The sequence below is a fragment of the Pseudomonas sp. TE21394 genome (assembly GCF_054057835.1).
This window is the reverse complement of sequence record NZ_JBSRZR010000001.1, coordinates 1,304,333-1,319,942: the sequence shown is the minus strand read 5'-3', so window position 1 is coordinate 1,319,942 and position 15,610 is coordinate 1,304,333. Positions and strand designations below refer to the sequence as shown.

13 protein-coding genes and 1 pseudogene are annotated in these 15,610 nt (G+C 62.9%); 1 reads left to right on the top strand and 13 read right to left on the bottom strand.

Annotated elements, in window-relative coordinates:
- Positions 1 to 40: 40 nt before the first annotated feature.
- The 13 genes and pseudogenes from ACVWZT_RS06125 to exaC all read right to left on the bottom strand — a co-directional run bounded on the left by ACVWZT_RS06125 (position 41) and on the right by exaC (position 13,325).
- Entirely contained in the window at positions 41 to 709 is a 669-nt protein-coding gene (locus ACVWZT_RS06125) for a c-type cytochrome (RefSeq protein ID WP_457468606.1), read from the bottom strand.
- A gap of 9 nt (positions 710 to 718) precedes the next feature.
- The gene (locus ACVWZT_RS06120) at positions 719 to 1,702 is read right to left on the bottom strand and encodes a copper resistance protein B (protein WP_296235499.1); all 984 of its coding nucleotides are present in this window, start codon (positions 1,700 to 1,702) and stop codon (positions 719 to 721) included.
- Complete coding sequence (locus ACVWZT_RS06115; protein ID WP_457468604.1) at positions 1,692 to 2,039, bottom strand: hypothetical protein; 348 nt, start codon at positions 2,037 to 2,039, stop codon at positions 1,692 to 1,694. The genes ACVWZT_RS06120 and ACVWZT_RS06115 overlap by 11 nt, the downstream gene beginning before the upstream one ends.
- Positions 2,036 to 3,757 (bottom strand): copper resistance system multicopper oxidase, encoded by a 1,722-nt coding sequence (locus ACVWZT_RS06110; protein WP_457468602.1) that lies wholly within the window; start codon positions 3,755 to 3,757, stop codon positions 2,036 to 2,038. Before ACVWZT_RS06110 ends, ACVWZT_RS06115 begins: the two co-directional genes overlap by 4 nt.
- 393 nt (positions 3,758 to 4,150) lie before the next feature.
- Positions 4,151 to 4,852 carry a LexA family transcriptional regulator gene (locus tag ACVWZT_RS06105; protein ID WP_296235502.1) on the bottom strand — a complete coding sequence of 234 codons (702 nt, stop codon included), beginning with the start codon at positions 4,850 to 4,852 and terminating at the stop codon, positions 4,151 to 4,153.
- A gap of 191 nt (positions 4,853 to 5,043) precedes the next feature.
- Positions 5,044 to 5,571: an inorganic diphosphatase gene (gene ppa, locus ACVWZT_RS06100; protein ID WP_003255365.1), complete on the bottom strand. Its 528-nt coding sequence runs from the start codon at positions 5,569 to 5,571 to the stop codon at positions 5,044 to 5,046.
- A gap of 93 nt (positions 5,572 to 5,664) precedes the next feature.
- Positions 5,665 to 6,480, bottom strand: coding sequence for a M90 family metallopeptidase (locus ACVWZT_RS06095; protein WP_457468599.1), 816 nt, complete (start codon positions 6,478 to 6,480; stop codon positions 5,665 to 5,667).
- A 9-nt stretch (positions 6,481 to 6,489) separates the two neighbouring features.
- Positions 6,490 to 7,137 (bottom strand): DedA family protein, encoded by a 648-nt coding sequence (locus tag ACVWZT_RS06090; protein ID WP_296235504.1) that lies wholly within the window; start codon positions 7,135 to 7,137, stop codon positions 6,490 to 6,492.
- Positions 7,138 to 7,326: 189 nt separating this feature from the next.
- Complete coding sequence (locus ACVWZT_RS06085) at positions 7,327 to 7,785, bottom strand: GNAT family N-acetyltransferase (RefSeq protein ID WP_296235505.1); 459 nt, start codon at positions 7,783 to 7,785, stop codon at positions 7,327 to 7,329.
- 105 nt (positions 7,786 to 7,890) lie between these two features.
- Positions 7,891 to 8,709 (bottom strand): ethanolamine ammonia-lyase subunit EutC, encoded by an 819-nt coding sequence (eutC, locus tag ACVWZT_RS06080; protein ID WP_457468597.1) that lies wholly within the window; start codon positions 8,707 to 8,709, stop codon positions 7,891 to 7,893.
- A gap of 8 nt (positions 8,710 to 8,717) precedes the next feature.
- Positions 8,718 to 10,112, bottom strand: a complete 1,395-nt coding sequence (locus tag ACVWZT_RS06075) for an ethanolamine ammonia-lyase subunit EutB (protein WP_296235507.1) — start codon at positions 10,110 to 10,112, stop codon at positions 8,718 to 8,720.
- 46 nt (positions 10,113 to 10,158) lie between these two features.
- A pseudogene (gene eat / locus ACVWZT_RS06070) lies at positions 10,159 to 11,606 on the bottom strand (ethanolamine permease).
- A gap of 198 nt (positions 11,607 to 11,804) precedes the next feature.
- The gene (gene exaC / locus ACVWZT_RS06065; protein WP_200626194.1) at positions 11,805 to 13,325 is read right to left on the bottom strand and encodes an acetaldehyde dehydrogenase ExaC; all 1,521 of its coding nucleotides are present in this window, start codon (positions 13,323 to 13,325) and stop codon (positions 11,805 to 11,807) included.
- 256 nt (positions 13,326 to 13,581) lie between these two features.
- On the opposite strand from exaC, the gene ACVWZT_RS06060 reads away from it, so the two are divergent.
- Complete coding sequence (locus tag ACVWZT_RS06060) at positions 13,582 to 15,567, top strand: sigma-54-dependent Fis family transcriptional regulator (RefSeq protein WP_457468595.1); 1,986 nt, start codon at positions 13,582 to 13,584, stop codon at positions 15,565 to 15,567.
- The last annotated feature ends 43 nt before the right edge of the window (positions 15,568 to 15,610 follow it).

Genomic DNA, 15,610 nt, shown 5'->3' with positions numbered 1-15,610 from the left:
TCCCGGTGCGTGCAGGCGCCATTTTCGGACCGGGTGGCCTTCAGTTTCCATGGACGTGCTGCTTCCCATCGCGGTGCGTGTGTGTCTTCGGCACTGGAACACCGGGCGCCGGATGATGCGCTTCTGAACCGCCCGTCGCGTGGCTGTCGTTCTGGTTTTCATGGTTGTGCATTTCGCTTTCGCCACCGCCATGGCGGTGGCCGCTGCTGCTCGCTACCAGCGCGCTGTACTGCTGGGCGTCGAGCTTGGGCAACTGGTCGAGGAAGGCCACGATGCCCCAGATGTATTCGTCGCCCATGCTCTTGCCCCAGGCCGGCATGCCGGTGGCCTTGATGCCATGCTTGATGATCCAGAAAGCTGCGGCAGGGTCGCCGTCGATGCCGCCGGTGGCCAGGTTGGGCGGCGAGGGGTACAGCGCCTGGCTGAGCTCGGTCTTTTCCACGCCCGGGGCCAGGTGGCAGCCGATGCACATGGCGTTGTAATTACCGGCGCCGGTGCGGATCAACGCCTGGTCTTGCAGGTCTGGCACCACGATGTCCCGGGCACGAACTGCAATGGAGCGGTCCCGTGCCATTGCCAGAAATGCATGTACGGCAGGGAAGTGGGGATCGTCGGCCCCGACATTGACCAGGCCTGAGTACGCGGCACCCAGGGCTGCCGCGCAGGTGACCGCGCCAGCCACAACAAGCGTTGTTATTGCTCTTTTCATGGCAGGTTCTCAAAACCACATACGGATACCGGCGACGAAACGCGCTTCATCTACATCACCACCTTCATCACGGATGAAATCGGCGGTCTTGCCATAGGAGCGGTTCCAGGTGATGCCAATATAGGGGGCGAACTGGCGGACAATCTCATAGCGCAGGCGCAGCCCGACCTCGGTGTTGGCCAGGCCGGAACCCACGCCGCGCGTCGGGTCGTTCTTGCCGTAGAAGTTGGCTTCAGCGGTTGGCTGCAGGATCAGGCGGTTGGTCAGCAAGATGTCATAGTCGCCTTCCAGGCGAGCAGCAGTCTGGCCGTTCTCGCCAATGAATGCGGTGGCTTCGGCTTCGAAATCGTACAGCGCCATGCCCTGAACACCGAATGCCGCCCAGGTCTGGGGCGATTCGGGCTTGAAGTCCTGGCGCACCCCGGCAACCACATCCCACCAGGGGCTGACCGAGCGGCCGTATAGCAGCTGCAATTCCGCATCCTCGGTCACGCCGCTGGTACGTTCGCCTTCGGAACGGACCCACAGCCGGTTGATATCGCCGCCTATCCAGCCGGATGCATCCCAGGCCAGCGTGCTGCCTTCGTCCGCATCCTGGTACTCCAGCTGATCCAGCAGCAGGAAGCCGTTGATCGCGCTGTCATGCATCTGGTGCCCAGCCAACGGGGGGAAGGCTGCCTGGCGGTCCGCATCGGTCAATACGGGGATCGGGGTACGGCTGGTCGTCGTCGCGTCTTCTGCCGAGCCGGTGGGCATCGTCGAATGGTCCATGGCGCCATGGTCCATGCCCTGCATGCTGCCATGTTCCATCTCGCTGTGGTCCATACCCTGCATGCTGCCGTGGTCCATCGTGCCGTGGTCCATGCCTGGCATCGATTCCCGCCCCATGGCCGAATGGTCCATTTCGCCAGCGGCGAAACTGGGCGCAATGCCCAGTACGCCGAGGGCAACGCTCAATGCCAGCAGCGATGGTCGTGCCAGGCTATTGAGCATCTTTCCCTGCCTTAGCTTTGTCGCTGCCATGCGATTCCATCATCTTGCCGTGGTCCATGCCTTTCATCGCGCCATGGTTCACGTCATTCATGGCGTCATGGTTCATACCCTTCATCGTGCTGTGATCCATGCCTTTCATAACGTCATGGCTCATGCCTTGCATGTTGCCCTGATCCATGCGGTGTGCGCCTTTGGCGCTTTCAGCGTTGGCCGGCTGCTTGCTGGTGTCGCCTGACCACGAGGAGGGTGCATGGACAGCAAACAGGCCTGCCATCGCGGCAGATAGGAAAAACGCGCTTGGTTTCATCGGTTTGCTCATCTCGGATCTCCAGTTCATTCGTCGACACGGACTTCGCGGAACATGCCCATTTCCATGTGGAACAGCAGGTGACAGTGATAGGCCCAACGCCCCAAGGCATCTGCAGTGACGCGGTAGCTCCGTTTCGAGCCAGGCGGCATATCGATGGTGTGCTTGCGCACCATGAAGTTGCCTTGCTCATCCTCCAGGTCGCTCCACATGCCGTGCAGGTGGATGGGGTGAGTCATCATGGTGTCGTTGACCAAGGTGATGCGCAGGCGCTCGCCATACTTGAGGCGCAGTGGCTCGGCATCGGAAAACTTGATGCCGTCGAAGGACCAGGCGAATTTTTCCATGTGCCCGGTTAGGTGCAGCTCGATCGTGCGGCCGGGCGCGCGGCCGTCCGGGTCCGGGAAGGTACTGCGCAGGTCGGCATAGGTGAGTACGCGGCGGCCATTGTTGCGTAGCCCAATGCCGGGATCGCTCAGCTTTGGCGTCGGCGTCATCGTCTGCATGTCGACCAGCGGGTTGTTGGTCTCGGAGTCCGGGTGACGCTGAATGGTCCCGTTCGTGCCAGTCATGCTGCCATGGTCCATGCCAGGCATGCTGCGGTGATCCATGCCGGCCATGCCGCCATGTTCCATGCCCATGTCGTTCATGGAAATGACGGGACGTGGGTCCACGGCCGGAACAGGGGCTTGCAAGCCCTCGCGGACAGCCAGGGTGCCGCGGGCATACCCGGTACGGTCCATGGACTGGGCGAAAATGGTGTAGGCCTGCTCGCTGTCGGGTTCGACGATGACGTCGTAGGTTTCGGCAACGGCGATGCGGAACTCGTCGACCGAAACGGGTTTGACGTGCTGCCCGTCTGCCGCGACAACGGTCATTTTCAGGCCGGGAATGCGCACATCGAAATAGCTCATGGCAGAGCCGTTGATGAAACGCAGGCGGATTTTCTCGCCCTGCTTGAACACGCCCGTCCAGTTGCCATCCGGGGCCTGGCCATTCATCAGGTAGGTGTAGGTGTAGCCGCTCACGTCGGCGAGGTCGGTGGGGCTCATCTTCATCTCGGCCCACATCTTCCGGTCGGCTAGCGCAGCAGACCAGCCCATTTCGCTGACGTCGTTGACGAAGTCAGCCACCGTGCGCTTGTGGTAGTTGTAATAGTCCGACTGCTTCTTGAGCTTGGACAGCACCCGGGCAGGGTCCTCATCTGTCCAGTCGCTGAGCATTACCACGTAGTCCCGGTCGTAGGTGAACGGCTCGGGCTCCTTCGCATCGATGACCACGGCGCCGTAAACCCCGACCTGCTCCTGGAAGCCGGAATGGCTGTGGTACCAGTAGGTACCGTTCTGCTGGACCTTGAACTTGTACTCGTACATGCCGTCGGGGGCGATGCCGTGGAAGCTCAGGCCCGGTACGCCGTCCATGTTGGCCGGCAGGATGATGCCGTGCCAGTGGATGGAGGTGTCCTGCTGTAACCGGTTACGCACACGCAGGGTGACGGTGTCGCCTTCGCGCCAGCGCAGGATGGGGCCGGGCACGGAACCGTTGATGGCCATCGCCGTGCGTTTCGCGCCGGTAAAATTCACCGGCAGTTCGCCGATGTACAGGTCAAACTCGGTGCCTGTCAGCACATTCGCCTGGCCAGGGCTGGTCACCGCCCAGACCGGCGCGCGCCACATGCCCAACCCGCCAAGCAGTCCGGTGGCGACCAGGCCTTTGACGAATGAGCGTCTCGTGGTTTTGCTTTGCATGCCGTTGCGTCCAGTCAGTCGATTGTTTTCGATAAAGCACCAACAGCTTGCAGGCTAGTCGGCCCGGGCTGTCATCTGGCTGAGCGCGACATTACTTTTCAGTCAGCTTGCGCAGGCGAGGTGTACGCGTGGCTCTGGAGGCGGGGAGGGGGCTAGGGAGGGGCATTAAAAAGCCGGCTTGTGGCCGGCTTCTCGGGGACGCTTCCGGCTAATTTATGGTAAGCCGCAATCGCCTTAACTGTGTGGCCATCAAGGGCCTGAAAGGATGGCAGATGCCCGTGTGGGATATCGCCGAGCCCTCTGGACCGCGGCATGCGCCGGTCGGGGCTGAAGGTGCGGCGTAGCATACAAGGGTGCGCACGGGATGCCCAGCAAAAAATGGCACAGGTTGTTTCAGCCTGGCCGTTGCTGACGAAAATACGACCAGTGAAAGACCCAGCCCAGAATTTCCAGCCCCTGCGCCTGACGCTGCGCGGCGGTATAGCGTTCGACGGCATAGCTGTGCCGGTCATGGCTGTGCAGGTACAGCGTGCCGTGTTGGCCGAGGCTGAGGTTGTTCACCCTGAGCGCGCCGTTATGCAGCAGGGCATAGGTTTCGCCCTCAACCACCCGGATCATCCCCAGGTCGATGGCAAGGGTGGCCTGCTGTGGAATCAGCGGGGCCATGTTGTTGCCGGGCATGCCCAGGCAGATGGCGTTGTCGGCCTGCACCCCCAGGCTTTTCAGGGCATTGAGGGGCAGGCACAGGTGTTTGCCGGGTTCGGGCGAGAGCAGGCCGTTGCGCACCTGGTAAAAGGGAACTTTCAGGGCCCGTCCACCATGCGCCGACAGTGGCGTGGGCGAGTCGACGGGCACCGGTACCGGGGCAGGGTTGCGCGGGATCGGGTTGATATGTTTGGGCCCTTCGCCGGTGTGCAGCCAGCGCCGGTGCACGCAGAACAGGTCGGCCAATTCGTCCAGTCGGGCCAGCGGCACACCGCGGTTGAACCAATTGTTGACGTGCTGGGGGGTGACGCTGCGCAGGGCGGCGAAATCGGATGGGGTCAGGCCACATTCGTGGAGGAGGGCCTTGAGGCGGTCACCGGATGTGTTCATGGCGGCGAGTGTAGCGGCGGGGTGCCAGCAAGGATATCAACCGGATGTTGACGAGATTTGTACGAAACCCAAAATTTGTAGGGTGTTGGAGTAGGACTCTGTGAGAATTTTTACGGCTGCGCGCGGCGGTCGGCCAATTGCGACTGCCTATAAAAAACCCCGCCAGGGCGGGGTTCTTCAAGCAACCGGTATCAGCCCTTGTAGGCAGCCACCGATTTGGTGATCGCGGCACGGGCGGCGTCGGCGCCTTCCCAGCCTTCGATCTTGACCCACTTGCCCTTCTCGAGATCTTTGTAGTTGGCAAAGAAGTGCTCGATCTGCTGGATCAGCAGGGCTGGCAGGTCGGTGTATTCCTTCACGTCGACGTACAGCTGCGACAGCTTGTCGTGAGGCACAGCGATGACCTTGGCGTCGCCGCCGCCGTCGTCGGTCATGTTCAGCACGCCAACCGGACGGGCGCGGATAACCGAACCTGGGGCAACCGGGTAAGGGGTAACAACCAGCACGTCCAGCGGGTCACCGTCGTCAGCCAGGGTGTTCGGGATGAAACCGTAGTTGGCTGGGTAGAACATCGGGGTAGCCATGAAACGGTCGACGAACAGGGTATCGCTGTCCTTGTCGATCTCGTATTTGATCGGCGCGTGGTTGGCCGGGATCTCGATGGCGACGTAGATGTCGTTCGGCAGGTCTTTGCCCGCCGGAATCTTGCTGTAGCTCATTGGGCAGTGCCCCCGTGTTTGACCAAAAAAGTGGCCGCGATTATAGGCACATTCTGCCGGGGCATGCCACGCCTGGCCTGATGTGCGGCCCCGTCAGGCGTGGCTTGCGCGGTACTCCAGGTGTTCGGCCTGCAGCCGGCACAGGCGTGCCAGCGGGTCCTGGCGGTAAAACTGCGACAACTGGTGGTAGACCTTTGGATAAGCCTGCTGCAGCAGGTCGGGGGCACTAAAGAAGTACTCGCTGGTGACAGCGAAGAACTCGGCCGGGTTTTCCGCCGCATAAGGGTCGATGGCGGTTTCGGCGTCGGGGTCATTGTCCAGCTGGCGATTGAGGTCGTCATAGGCCTGTTGCATGGCGCTTGCCCATTCTTCCACAGACATGCCGCTGTGCAGTGGTGGCAGGCCGTTGGCATCGCCATTGAGCATGTCGAGCTTGTGCGCCAGCTCATGGATGACCAGGTTGTAGGCTTCCCAGCCACCACTGGCCAGCACGCCATTCCAGGCCAGGATGACCGGGCCCTGTTGCCACGCCTCGCCGCTGTGTTCGCCATCCCAGACATGCTCCACGCCACTGGCATCGCGGTGGCGCTGGGGGCTCTTGAAGTCGTCGGGGTAGAGAATGATCTCGTGGAAACCCTGGTACCAGTTCAGCTCGCCCAGATGTAGCAACGGCAACTGCGCCTGGACGGCCAGCAGCAGGCGCTGCTCGTCGTCCAGTTCGACGCCGGGCAGGCAGGTGAGGTGTTTGTCCAGCAAGAACAGGATGCAGGCTTCACGCAGCCAGCGGTCCTCTTCGTCAGTGATGCCGTCCAGGATCGGCAGGCGTGCGCGCACGGCCTGCCATTGCTGGGGGGCGATAGGGTAGCGCGCCAGGGTGCGCTTGCGCCGCCAGGCGCTGAACGACCACATCGGCCGGCTTCAGTGGGCCTTGGCCGTGCGGCCCAGGCGGCCACGCAGCAGGCCGAGGATCATCGGCACCAGCGACAGGATGATGATGCCCACAACCATCAGCGACAGGTGTTGTTTGATGAATGGCACGTTGCCGAAGAAGTAACCCAGGGTTACCAGACCACCGACCCACAGCAGCGAACCGGCAACACTGAAACCGAGGAAGCGCGGGTAATGCATGTGGGCGATGCCGGCGACGAAGGGGGCGAAGGTGCGCAGGATCGGCAGGAAGCGCGCCATGGTCACGGTCTTGCCGCCGTGGCGTTCGTAGAAGTCATGGGTGCGCTGCAGGTAGTCGCGGCGGAAGACCTTCGAGTTGGGCTTGTTGAACAGGCGCTCGCCGACCGTACGGCCGATCACATAGTTGGTGCTGTCGCCGAGGATCGCCGCAGCCATCAGCAGGCCGGCCAGCAGCAGCGGGTCCATGCCGCCACCCGCGGCTACGGCCCCGGCGATGAACAGCAGCGAATCGCCTGGAAGGAAGGGCATCACCACCAGCCCGGTTTCGCAGAAGATCACGGTGAACAGGATGGCGTAGATCCAGGGACCATAGTTGGTGACCAGCAGATCGAGGTAGGCATCGAGATGCAGGATAAGGTCCAGCGGGTTGAAATCCATGTACAGCACCTGTGTTCTTGGGGCGTAGGCTCGGTTACCTGGCGATGGGTAAAATTTCACACATGACAGATGGGCCATTATACGGCGAAGTCGGGAACATGCCCGGGGAGTTTGTAGCGGGGGGTTACGGCAGGGGGGTATTCCTGTACCGGCTTTGTCGCGGGCGTGCCCGCGACAAAGCCGAAAGGTTCAATCCTGGCTGATCGGCAGGATATAGCTCTTGAACTCATTATCCTCACGAAAGCCGATGGATTCGTAAGTCTTGTGCGCCACTGCGTTATCGCTGCTGGTCGATACCCGCATGCGCACCGCGTTGGTGTCCTTGGCCATCTTCTTCGCTTCGCGCATCAGGCGGTCGGCCACCAGCATGCGCCGCGAATCCTCGGCCACATAGATGTCGTTGAGAATCCACACCCGTTTCAGCGACAGTGACGAATAGCTCGGGTAGAGCTGGCAGAAACCCAGCAGCTTGCTGTCGTCGTCATCCGGCAAGGCCAGGTAGATCACCGACTCATCCCGCTTCAGGCGCTTTTCCAGGAAGCTGCGCGAGCTGTCGGGGTAGGGAAGCTGCCCGTAGAACTCACGATATTTGACGAACATCGGCGTGAGCAGGTCGAGGTGTTCCAGGGTTGCCTTGATGATGCGCATGTGCGGCCCTCATAGTCCATTAGAAACAGCGGATTGCCAGCAGCCTTCCCGGGCATGCTGCCCAATGCGCGGCGCAAGTGCAATCGGCGTTCCGTTACAGGTTTCTTACCCTTCGCCGAGCAGGAAGTTGGCCTTCTGGTCGGCGCCATGTTCACTCTCGAGGCTATGGACTTCGGCTTCGTCCTTCAGATTCACTCCGGAAAGCTGACGCCGGCAGGCTTCGCGCATCAGGTACAGCAGGCGGTGCGCCGCCATGCCGTAGCTCAGCCCCTCCAGGCGGATGTTGGAAATGCAGTTGCGGTAGGCATCGGTCAGGCCGACCTTCGGCGCGTAGGTGAAATACAGGCCGAGGCTGTCGGGCGAGCTGAGCCCCGGGCGTTCGCCAATCAGCATCACCGTCATGCGCGCACCCAGCAGTTCACCAACCTCGTCAGCCACCGCCACACGGCCCTGCTGCACCAGCACCACCGGTGCGCTGGTCCAGCCGTCGGAAGCGGCCTGCTCCTCGAAGCGGGCCAAGAACGGCAGGGTGTGGCGGTGCACGGCCAGGGCCGAGAGGCCGTCAGCGACGACGATGGCCAGGTCGACACCGCCGGGGTTGGCCTGGGCGTGCTGGCGCAGCGTCGCTACCGAGTCCTCGTTCAGGCGCCGCCCTAGGTCCGGGCGTTGCAGGTATTGGTTGCGGTCGCTGGCAGCGCTGTGCAGCACCAGGCTTTCGCGGCCGCGGTCAGCCAGCTGGGCAGCCAGGCTGGCGTGATCGAACGCCAGGTGCACGGCGTCGCGCGCCTGGGCATGGGCGAACTGGAAGTCCAGCTGCGCGTCGGTTGGCAGGCTGGTGCCGGCTCGGCCCAAGGCTATGCGCGCCGGGGTGAGGTTGCGCAGGGCCAGCCAGGGGTTGTCGGGGTTAGGCGTGCGATGGTCCATGGTCATCCCTATGCAAGCTGTGCCAAGGCCTGGCGGAACGCCGGCGGCAGGTTGTCACCAAAGCGTACCCGGCCATCGGCCTGGGTGAAGATGCCGGTGCGGGCCAGCCAGGCCTCGAATTCCGGCCCGGGTTTCAGGCCCAGGGTCTGGCGCGCGTACAGCGCATCGTGGAACGAGGTGGTCTGGTAGTTGAGCATGATGTCGTCGGAACCAGGGATGCCCATGATGAAGTTGATCCCGGCCACGCCCAGCAGGGTCAGCAGGGTGTCCATGTCGTCCTGGTCGGCTTCGGCGTGGTTGGTGTAGCAGATGTCGCAACCCATCGGTACGCCCAGCAGCTTGCCGCAGAAGTGGTCCTCGAGGCCGGCGCGGATAATCTGCTTGCCGTTGTACAGGTATTCCGGGCCGATGAAGCCGACCACGGTGTTGACCAGGAACGGCTTGAAATGGCGGGCCACGGCATAAGCGCGGGTTTCACAGGTTTGCTGGTCGACGCCGTGGTGGGCGTTGGCCGACAGCGCGCTGCCCTGGCCGGTTTCGAAGTACATCAGGTTCTGCCCGAGCGTGCCGCGCTTCAGCGAAAGGCCCGCTTCGTAGCCTTCCTGCAGCACATTGAGGTTGATGCCGAAGCCGGCGTTGGCCGCTTCGGTACCGGCGATGGACTGGAACACCAGGTCCAGCGGCACGCCACGGTTGATCGCCTCGATCGACGTGGTCACGTGGGTCAGTACGCAAGCCTGGGTGGGTATGTCGTAGCGCTGGATGATGGCGTCGAGCATTTCCAGCAGCGCGCAGATCGAAGCGATGCTGTCGGTGGCCGGGTTGATACCGATCATGGCGTCGCCGTTGCCGTACAGCAGGCCGTCGAGGATGCTGGCGGCGATGCCGGCCGGCTCGTCGGTCGGGTGGTTGGGCTGCAGCCGGGTCGACAGCCGCCCGCGCAGGCCCATGGTGCCGCGGAAGCGCGTGACCACGCGGATCTTCTGCGCCACCAGCACCAGGTCCTGCACACGCATGATCTTCGACACTGCTGCGGCCATTTCCGGCGTCAGCCCGGGCGCCAGGGCGCGCAAGCTGTCCTCGTTGGCGGCATCACTGAGCAGCCAATCGCGCAGGCCGCCCACGGTCAGGTGGCTGACAATCGCAAACGCCTGGGCATCGTGGGTGTCGATGATCAGCCGGGTGACTTCGTCTTCTTCGTAAGGAATCAGTGCTTCATTGAGGAAATGCGTCAGCGGAATATTGGCCAAGGCCATTTGCGCGGCGACCCGTTCGCCGTCGTTGCTGGCGGCGACGCCCGCCAGGTAGTCCCCCGAGCGGGCGGGGCTGGCCTTGGCCATCACTTCCTTGAGGCTGTCGAAGCGGTAGACCAGGTGGCCCACCGTGTGTACGAAACTTGCCATACAGACTCTCCAGAGCCGCGGGTTGCCCCGCGGCGGGTGGCGGCGATCAGTGCAGGGCCTCTTCGGCCTTCTGGATCGCGGCGAATTCCTCTTCCGGTGTGCCCGCTACCAGGTGGTGGCGGCTGTACAAAGCAAAGTAGGCAATTAATACCGCATAGATCACTGCGGCGCCAATCACCACCCGTGGGTCGACGAGGAAACCGGCGACCACGGCGATGCAGGCCAGTACCAGGGCCACGCCCGAAGTGAAGATGCCTCCGGGGGTACGATACGGGCGCTCCATCTTCGGCCGACGGATACGCAGGGTGATGTGCGCAGCCATCATCAGCACGTACGACAGTGTGGCACCGAACACCGCCACCAGGATCAGCAGGTCGCCCTGGCCGGTCAGCGACAGGGCGAAGCCGATGATGCCGGGGATCACAAGGGCCATGACCGGGGCCTTGCTCTTGTTGGTTTCCGACAGCTTGCGCGGCAGGTAGCCTGCGCGCGACAGGGCGAAGATCTGCCGGGAATAGGCATAGATGATCGAGAAGAAGCTGGCGATCAGCCCGGCCAGCCCGACCAGGTTGACGAAGCCGCCCATCCAGGTGGAGCCGCCATAGGCCTTGGACAAGGCTTCAACCAGCGGGTTGCCGGAGGCCTTCAGCGCCTCGGAGCCCGCGCCACCCGGGCCGACCACCAGGATCAGCAGGGCGAAGGCCAGCAAGACCAACATGGCGCCGATCAGCCCGCGTGGCAGGTCGCGCTTGGGGTTCTTGGTTTCTTCTGCGGCCAGCGGCACACCTTCGACGGCAAGGAAAAACCAGATGGCGTAGGGAATGGCTGCCCACACGCCGACGTAGCCGAACGGCAGGAAGCTGCTGGCGCCCACGGCGTCCGTTTTTGCGATGTCGAACAGATTGGCTGCATCAAAATGGGGCACCATGCTCACCAGGAATACGGCGAGGGCAATGGCGGCGATGGCGGTGATGATGAACATCAGCTTCAGTGCCTCGCCCACGCCGAAGATGTGGATGCCGATGAACACTATGTAGAACGCCAGGTAGATCATCCAGCCGCCGACACCGAACAGTGACTGGCAATACGCGCCATGAACACCGCGATAGCGGCGGGGGCGATGGCGTATTCGATGAGGATTGCCGTGCCGGTCAGGAAGCCGCCCCACGGGCCGAAGGCGCTGCGGGCAAAGCCGTAGCCGCCGCCTGCGGTGGGGATCATCGACGACAGTTCGGCCAGCGAGAAGCACATGCACAGGTACATGGTGGCCATCAGCAGGGTGGCGAGGAACATCCCGCCCCAGCCGCCCTGCGCCAGGCCGAAGTTCCAGCCGGCGTAGTCGCCGGAGATGACATAGGCTACGCCGAGGCCGACCAGCAGCACCCAGCCGGCGGCACCTTTTTTCAGTTCACGTTGCTGGAAATAGTCCGAGCCGACCTTTTCGAAGTCGACGGAAGAACCTGCCGGAGAGCCGGCGGAATGATCGCTTGGCATAGTTTCACCTGTTGTTTTTCTTGGTGGCCGGAAGGGTTCCGGGCCGATGGTGATAGGTATTGCAGGAAGCGAGCCAGAGGCTATGGGGGCCGCTTTGCGGCCCATCGCGATGCAAGGCTGTTCCGCCAAGGGGGGCGGTACCCGCAGGCGCGGCCTCGTGTCGCGATGGACTGCGCAGCAGCCCCCAAATGCGCCGGTTTAGAAGAAGCCCAACGGATTGATGTCGTAGCTCACCAGCAGGTTCTTGGTCTGCTGGTAGTGGTCGAGCATCATCTTGTGGGTTTCACGGCCTACACCGGATTTCTTGTAGCCACCAAACGCCGCATGCGCCGGGTACAGGTGGTAGCAGTTGGTCCACACACGGCCGGCCTTGATCCCACGGCCCACGCGATAGGCACGGTTGATGTCGCGGGTCCACACGCCAGCGCCCAGGCCGAACTCGGTATCGTTGGCGATCGCCAGCGCTTCGGCTTCGTCCTTGAAAGTGGTAACGCTGACCACCGGCCCGAAGATTTCCTCCTGGAACACGCGCATGCGGTTGTTGCCCTTGAGCAGGGTCGGCTGGATGTAGTAACCGGTGGCCAGCGAGCCTTCGAGTTTTTCCACCTTGCCGCCAGTCAGCAGCTCGGCACCTTCCTCCTGGGCTATGTCGAGGTACGACAGGATCTTCTCGAACTGCTGCTGCGAAGCCTGGGCTCCAACCATGGTGTCGGTGTCCAGCGGGTCGCCACGCTTGATCTGCTGCACCTTCTTCATCACCGCTTCCATGAACTGCGGGTAGATCGACTCCTGGACCAGGGCGCGTGACGGGCAGGTGCACACTTCACCCTGGTTGAAGAACGCCAGCACCATGCCTTCGGCGGCCTTCTCGATGAAGCTCGGCTCGGCCTGCATGATGTCTTCGAAGTAGATGTTCGGCGACTTGCCGCCCAGCTCCACGGTGGATGGAATGATGTTCTCGGCGGCACATTTCATGATGTGCGAACCCACCGGGGTCGAGCCGGTGAAGGCGATCTTGGCGATACGCTTGCTGGTGGCCAGCGCCTCGCCGGCTTCGCGGCCATAACCTTGCACCACGTTGAGCACGCCTTTTGGCAACAAGTCACCGATCAGTTCCAGCAGCACGGTGATGCCCAGTGGGGTCTGCTCGGCTGGCTTGAGCACCACGCAGTTGCCAGCGGCCAGGGCCGGGGCGAGCTTCCAGGCGGCCATCAGGATCGGGAAGTTCCACGGGATGATCTGCCCGACCACGCCCAATGGCTCGTGGATGTGGTAGGCCACGGTGCCTTCGTTGATTTCGGCGGCACCGCCTTCCTGGGCACGGATGCAGCCAGCGAAGTAGCGGAAGTGGTCGACCGCCAGCGGGATGTCGGCATTCAGGGTTTCACGCACCGGCTTGCCGTTGTCCCAGGTTTCGGTGATGGCCAGCAGTTCGAGGTTCTGTTCGATACGGTCGGCGATCTTCAGCAGGACGTTGGATCGATCTTGTACCGAGGTGCGGCCCCAGGCATCTGCAGCCGCATGGGCGGCATCCAGGGCTTTTTCGATGTCTTCGGCAGTGGAACGGGGGAATTCGGCGATCGGCTGGCCGTTAACCGGCGACGTGTTGGTGAAGTACTCACCCTTTACCGGAGGAACGAACTCACCACCGATGTAGTTACCGTAGCGGCTCTTGAAAGAAACCTTCGCCCCTTCGGTACCGGGATGTGCATAACGCATGGTGTGTCTCCTTGGTTATTTATTGTTTAGGGAGTTGAAAAGCGTAGAGCAAAGGTTGGGCCAGCGTCTGTAGGAATAGGCAAATCAATGGCTTGGCCTGCTTCCCAGGGCCTGGTCAATGGGCGTTGTGCCAGTGCCGGTACAGGCAGGGGGTGACGCTTTGTGTCACTTGCGATACGTAACCGGAGCGCGCGTTGCAAAGGCTGCCAGGGTGGAGGATGCTGGCGGTACGCTCTATCTGCGGAGAACGACAATAATGCAGAGCAACCATTTCAGCCGTCATGCCCAGCAAGTCCATACCGTCGCCCATGGCCGGGCCGGGGAGGGTGGCAGTGACCCTTCCATCGCCCGCTCATGGCTGCGCTGCCTGGAGGACTACCACCTCGACCCGGCGGTGATCGAGGCGCCGCTGGTGCTCGAGCACGGGCGCCTGCTGGAAAGCCGCGAGCGCCTGCGCCAGGTGCTGCAGATTGCCGACCATGAGATGAACAGCCTGCACCAGCAGCTATCCGGGGCCGGCCATGCGGTGCTGCTGACCGATGCGCGCGGGGTCATCCTCAACTGTGTCAGCGCCCCGAGCGAGCGGCGCAGCTTCGAGCGCGCCGGACTGTGGCTGGGCGCCGACTGGAGCGAAGCACGCGAAGGTACCAACGGCATCGGTACGTGCCTGGTCGAGCGCCAGGCGCTGACCATTCATCAGAACGAGCACTTCCGCAGCCGCCACACCGGCCTGACCTGCTCGGCCAGCCCGGTGTTCGACCCGCATGGTGAGTTGCTGGCGGTGCTGGACGTGTCTTCGGCACGGCCTGATGTTTCGCGGCAGAGCCAGTTCCACACCATGGCTCTGGTCAACCTGTCGGCGAAGATGATCGAAAGCTGTTATTTCCTGCGTCATTTCGAACAGCAGTGGTTGCTGCGTTTTCATCTACAGGCCGAGTCGATTGGCCTGTTCAGCGAAGGCCTGCTGGCCTTCGACGGTGACGGGCACATCTGCGCGGCCAACCAGAGCGCACTGAACCTGTTGGGCACGGTGCGGGGTGGCGTGCTGGGCAAACCGCTGGAGTGCTTCTTCGCCTGCAGTCATGACGAGCTGTTCAGCCGTGCCACGCCCACCGGTAGCATGACCTGGCCACTGCATACCCTGGACGGACGCCAGGTGTTCGCCAGCCTGCGTGGCCAGGCCCGTGCGCCGGTATGGTCGGTGCCCGCCGCGCAGCCGCGGCCGGCGCGGGAGGTCGAGCCGCTTATCTGTCTGCTCGACCCAGCCTTGCAGAACGACTTCCGGCGCAGCGTGCGGGTGTTCGAGCGCGACGTGCCGTTGTTGCTGCGTGGCGAGACCGGTTGCGGCAAGGAGGCGTTCGCCCAGGCCGTGCACCAGGCCAGCGAGCGGCGCGGCAAGCCGTTCGTCGCCATCAACTGTGCGTCGATCCCGGAGAGCCTGATCGAAAGCGAGCTGTTCGGTTATCGCGGCGGCAGTTTTACCGGGGCGCGCAAGGAAGGCATGCGGGGCAAGCTGCTGCAGGCCGACGGTGGCACGTTGCTGCTGGACGAGATCGGCGACATGCCGCTGGCCCTGCAGACCCGGCTGCTGCGGGTTCTTGAAGAGCGCCAGGTGGTGCCGATCGGTGGCGAGCCGCAGGCGGTCGACGTGCGTATTGTCAGTGCTACCCACCGCGACCTGCTGGAGCGGGTGGCGCAGGGCAGTTTCCGCGACGACCTGTATTACCGCCTGAATGGCCTGGAAGTGACGTTGCCGGCGGTGCGCGAGCGCAGTGACAAGGCGCAGTTGCTGGACTTTCTGTTACGCCAGGAAGCGCAGGGGCAACTGATCGACATCGAGCCCAGGGCGCGGCAGGCGCTGCTCGACTTCACCTGGCCGGGGAACGTGCGGCAGATGCGCAACGTGCTGCGCACGCTGGTGGCACTTTGCGAAGATGGCCGGATTACCTTCTCGGATCTCCCCGCCATGGTCCGCAGCACACCGGCCCTTGCAGCAGCAACCTTGTGTCGCGACAGTGCCGTAGAGCGGCCCCAGGATGCGAATCCGGCAGCTCAAGCCGCCAGGGCTGCTGCGCCGCGCGATCGCGACGCAAGGCTGCTACAGGATGCTGAACGCAGTGCCTTGCTGACCACCCTGGAGGCAAAACACTGGCACCTCACCCGGGTCGCCGAGCAATTGGGCATCAGCCGCAATACCTTGTATCGAAAACTGCGCAAACACGGCATCACCAGGGCCGACTGAGCGAAACATCTGGTGCGATTTGTCGCGCCCTGGGCTACCCTGC

Coding starts and splice junctions, on each gene's coding strand:
- ACVWZT_RS06115 (WP_457468604.1), bottom strand. CDS start 2,039: ATGAACTGGAGATCCGAGATGAGCAAACCGATGAAACCAAGCGCGTTT.
- ACVWZT_RS06075 (WP_296235507.1), bottom strand. CDS start 10,112: ATGGCAAGTTTCGTACACACGGTGGGCCACCTGGTCTACCGCTTCGAC.
- ACVWZT_RS06095 (WP_457468599.1), bottom strand. CDS start 6,480: ATGTGGTCGTTCAGCGCCTGGCGGCGCAAGCGCACCCTGGCGCGCTAC.
- ACVWZT_RS06090 (WP_296235504.1), bottom strand. CDS start 7,137: ATGGATTTCAACCCGCTGGACCTTATCCTGCATCTCGATGCCTACCTC.
- ACVWZT_RS06060 (WP_457468595.1), top strand. CDS start 13,582: ATGCAGAGCAACCATTTCAGCCGTCATGCCCAGCAAGTCCATACCGTC.
- ppa (WP_003255365.1), bottom strand. CDS start 5,571: ATGAGCTACAGCAAGATTCCGGCGGGCAAAGACCTGCCGAACGACATC.
- ACVWZT_RS06125 (WP_457468606.1), bottom strand. CDS start 709: ATGAAAAGAGCAATAACAACGCTTGTTGTGGCTGGCGCGGTCACCTGC.
- ACVWZT_RS06085 (WP_296235505.1), bottom strand. CDS start 7,785: ATGCGCATCATCAAGGCAACCCTGGAACACCTCGACCTGCTCACGCCG.
- ACVWZT_RS06105 (WP_296235502.1), bottom strand. CDS start 4,852: ATGAACACATCCGGTGACCGCCTCAAGGCCCTCCTCCACGAATGTGGC.
- exaC (WP_200626194.1), bottom strand. CDS start 13,325: ATGCGTTATGCACATCCCGGTACCGAAGGGGCGAAGGTTTCTTTCAAG.
- ACVWZT_RS06110 (WP_457468602.1), bottom strand. CDS start 3,757: ATGCAAAGCAAAACCACGAGACGCTCATTCGTCAAAGGCCTGGTCGCC.
- eutC (WP_457468597.1), bottom strand. CDS start 8,709: ATGGACCATCGCACGCCTAACCCCGACAACCCCTGGCTGGCCCTGCGC.
- ACVWZT_RS06120 (WP_296235499.1), bottom strand. CDS start 1,702: ATGCTCAATAGCCTGGCACGACCATCGCTGCTGGCATTGAGCGTTGCC.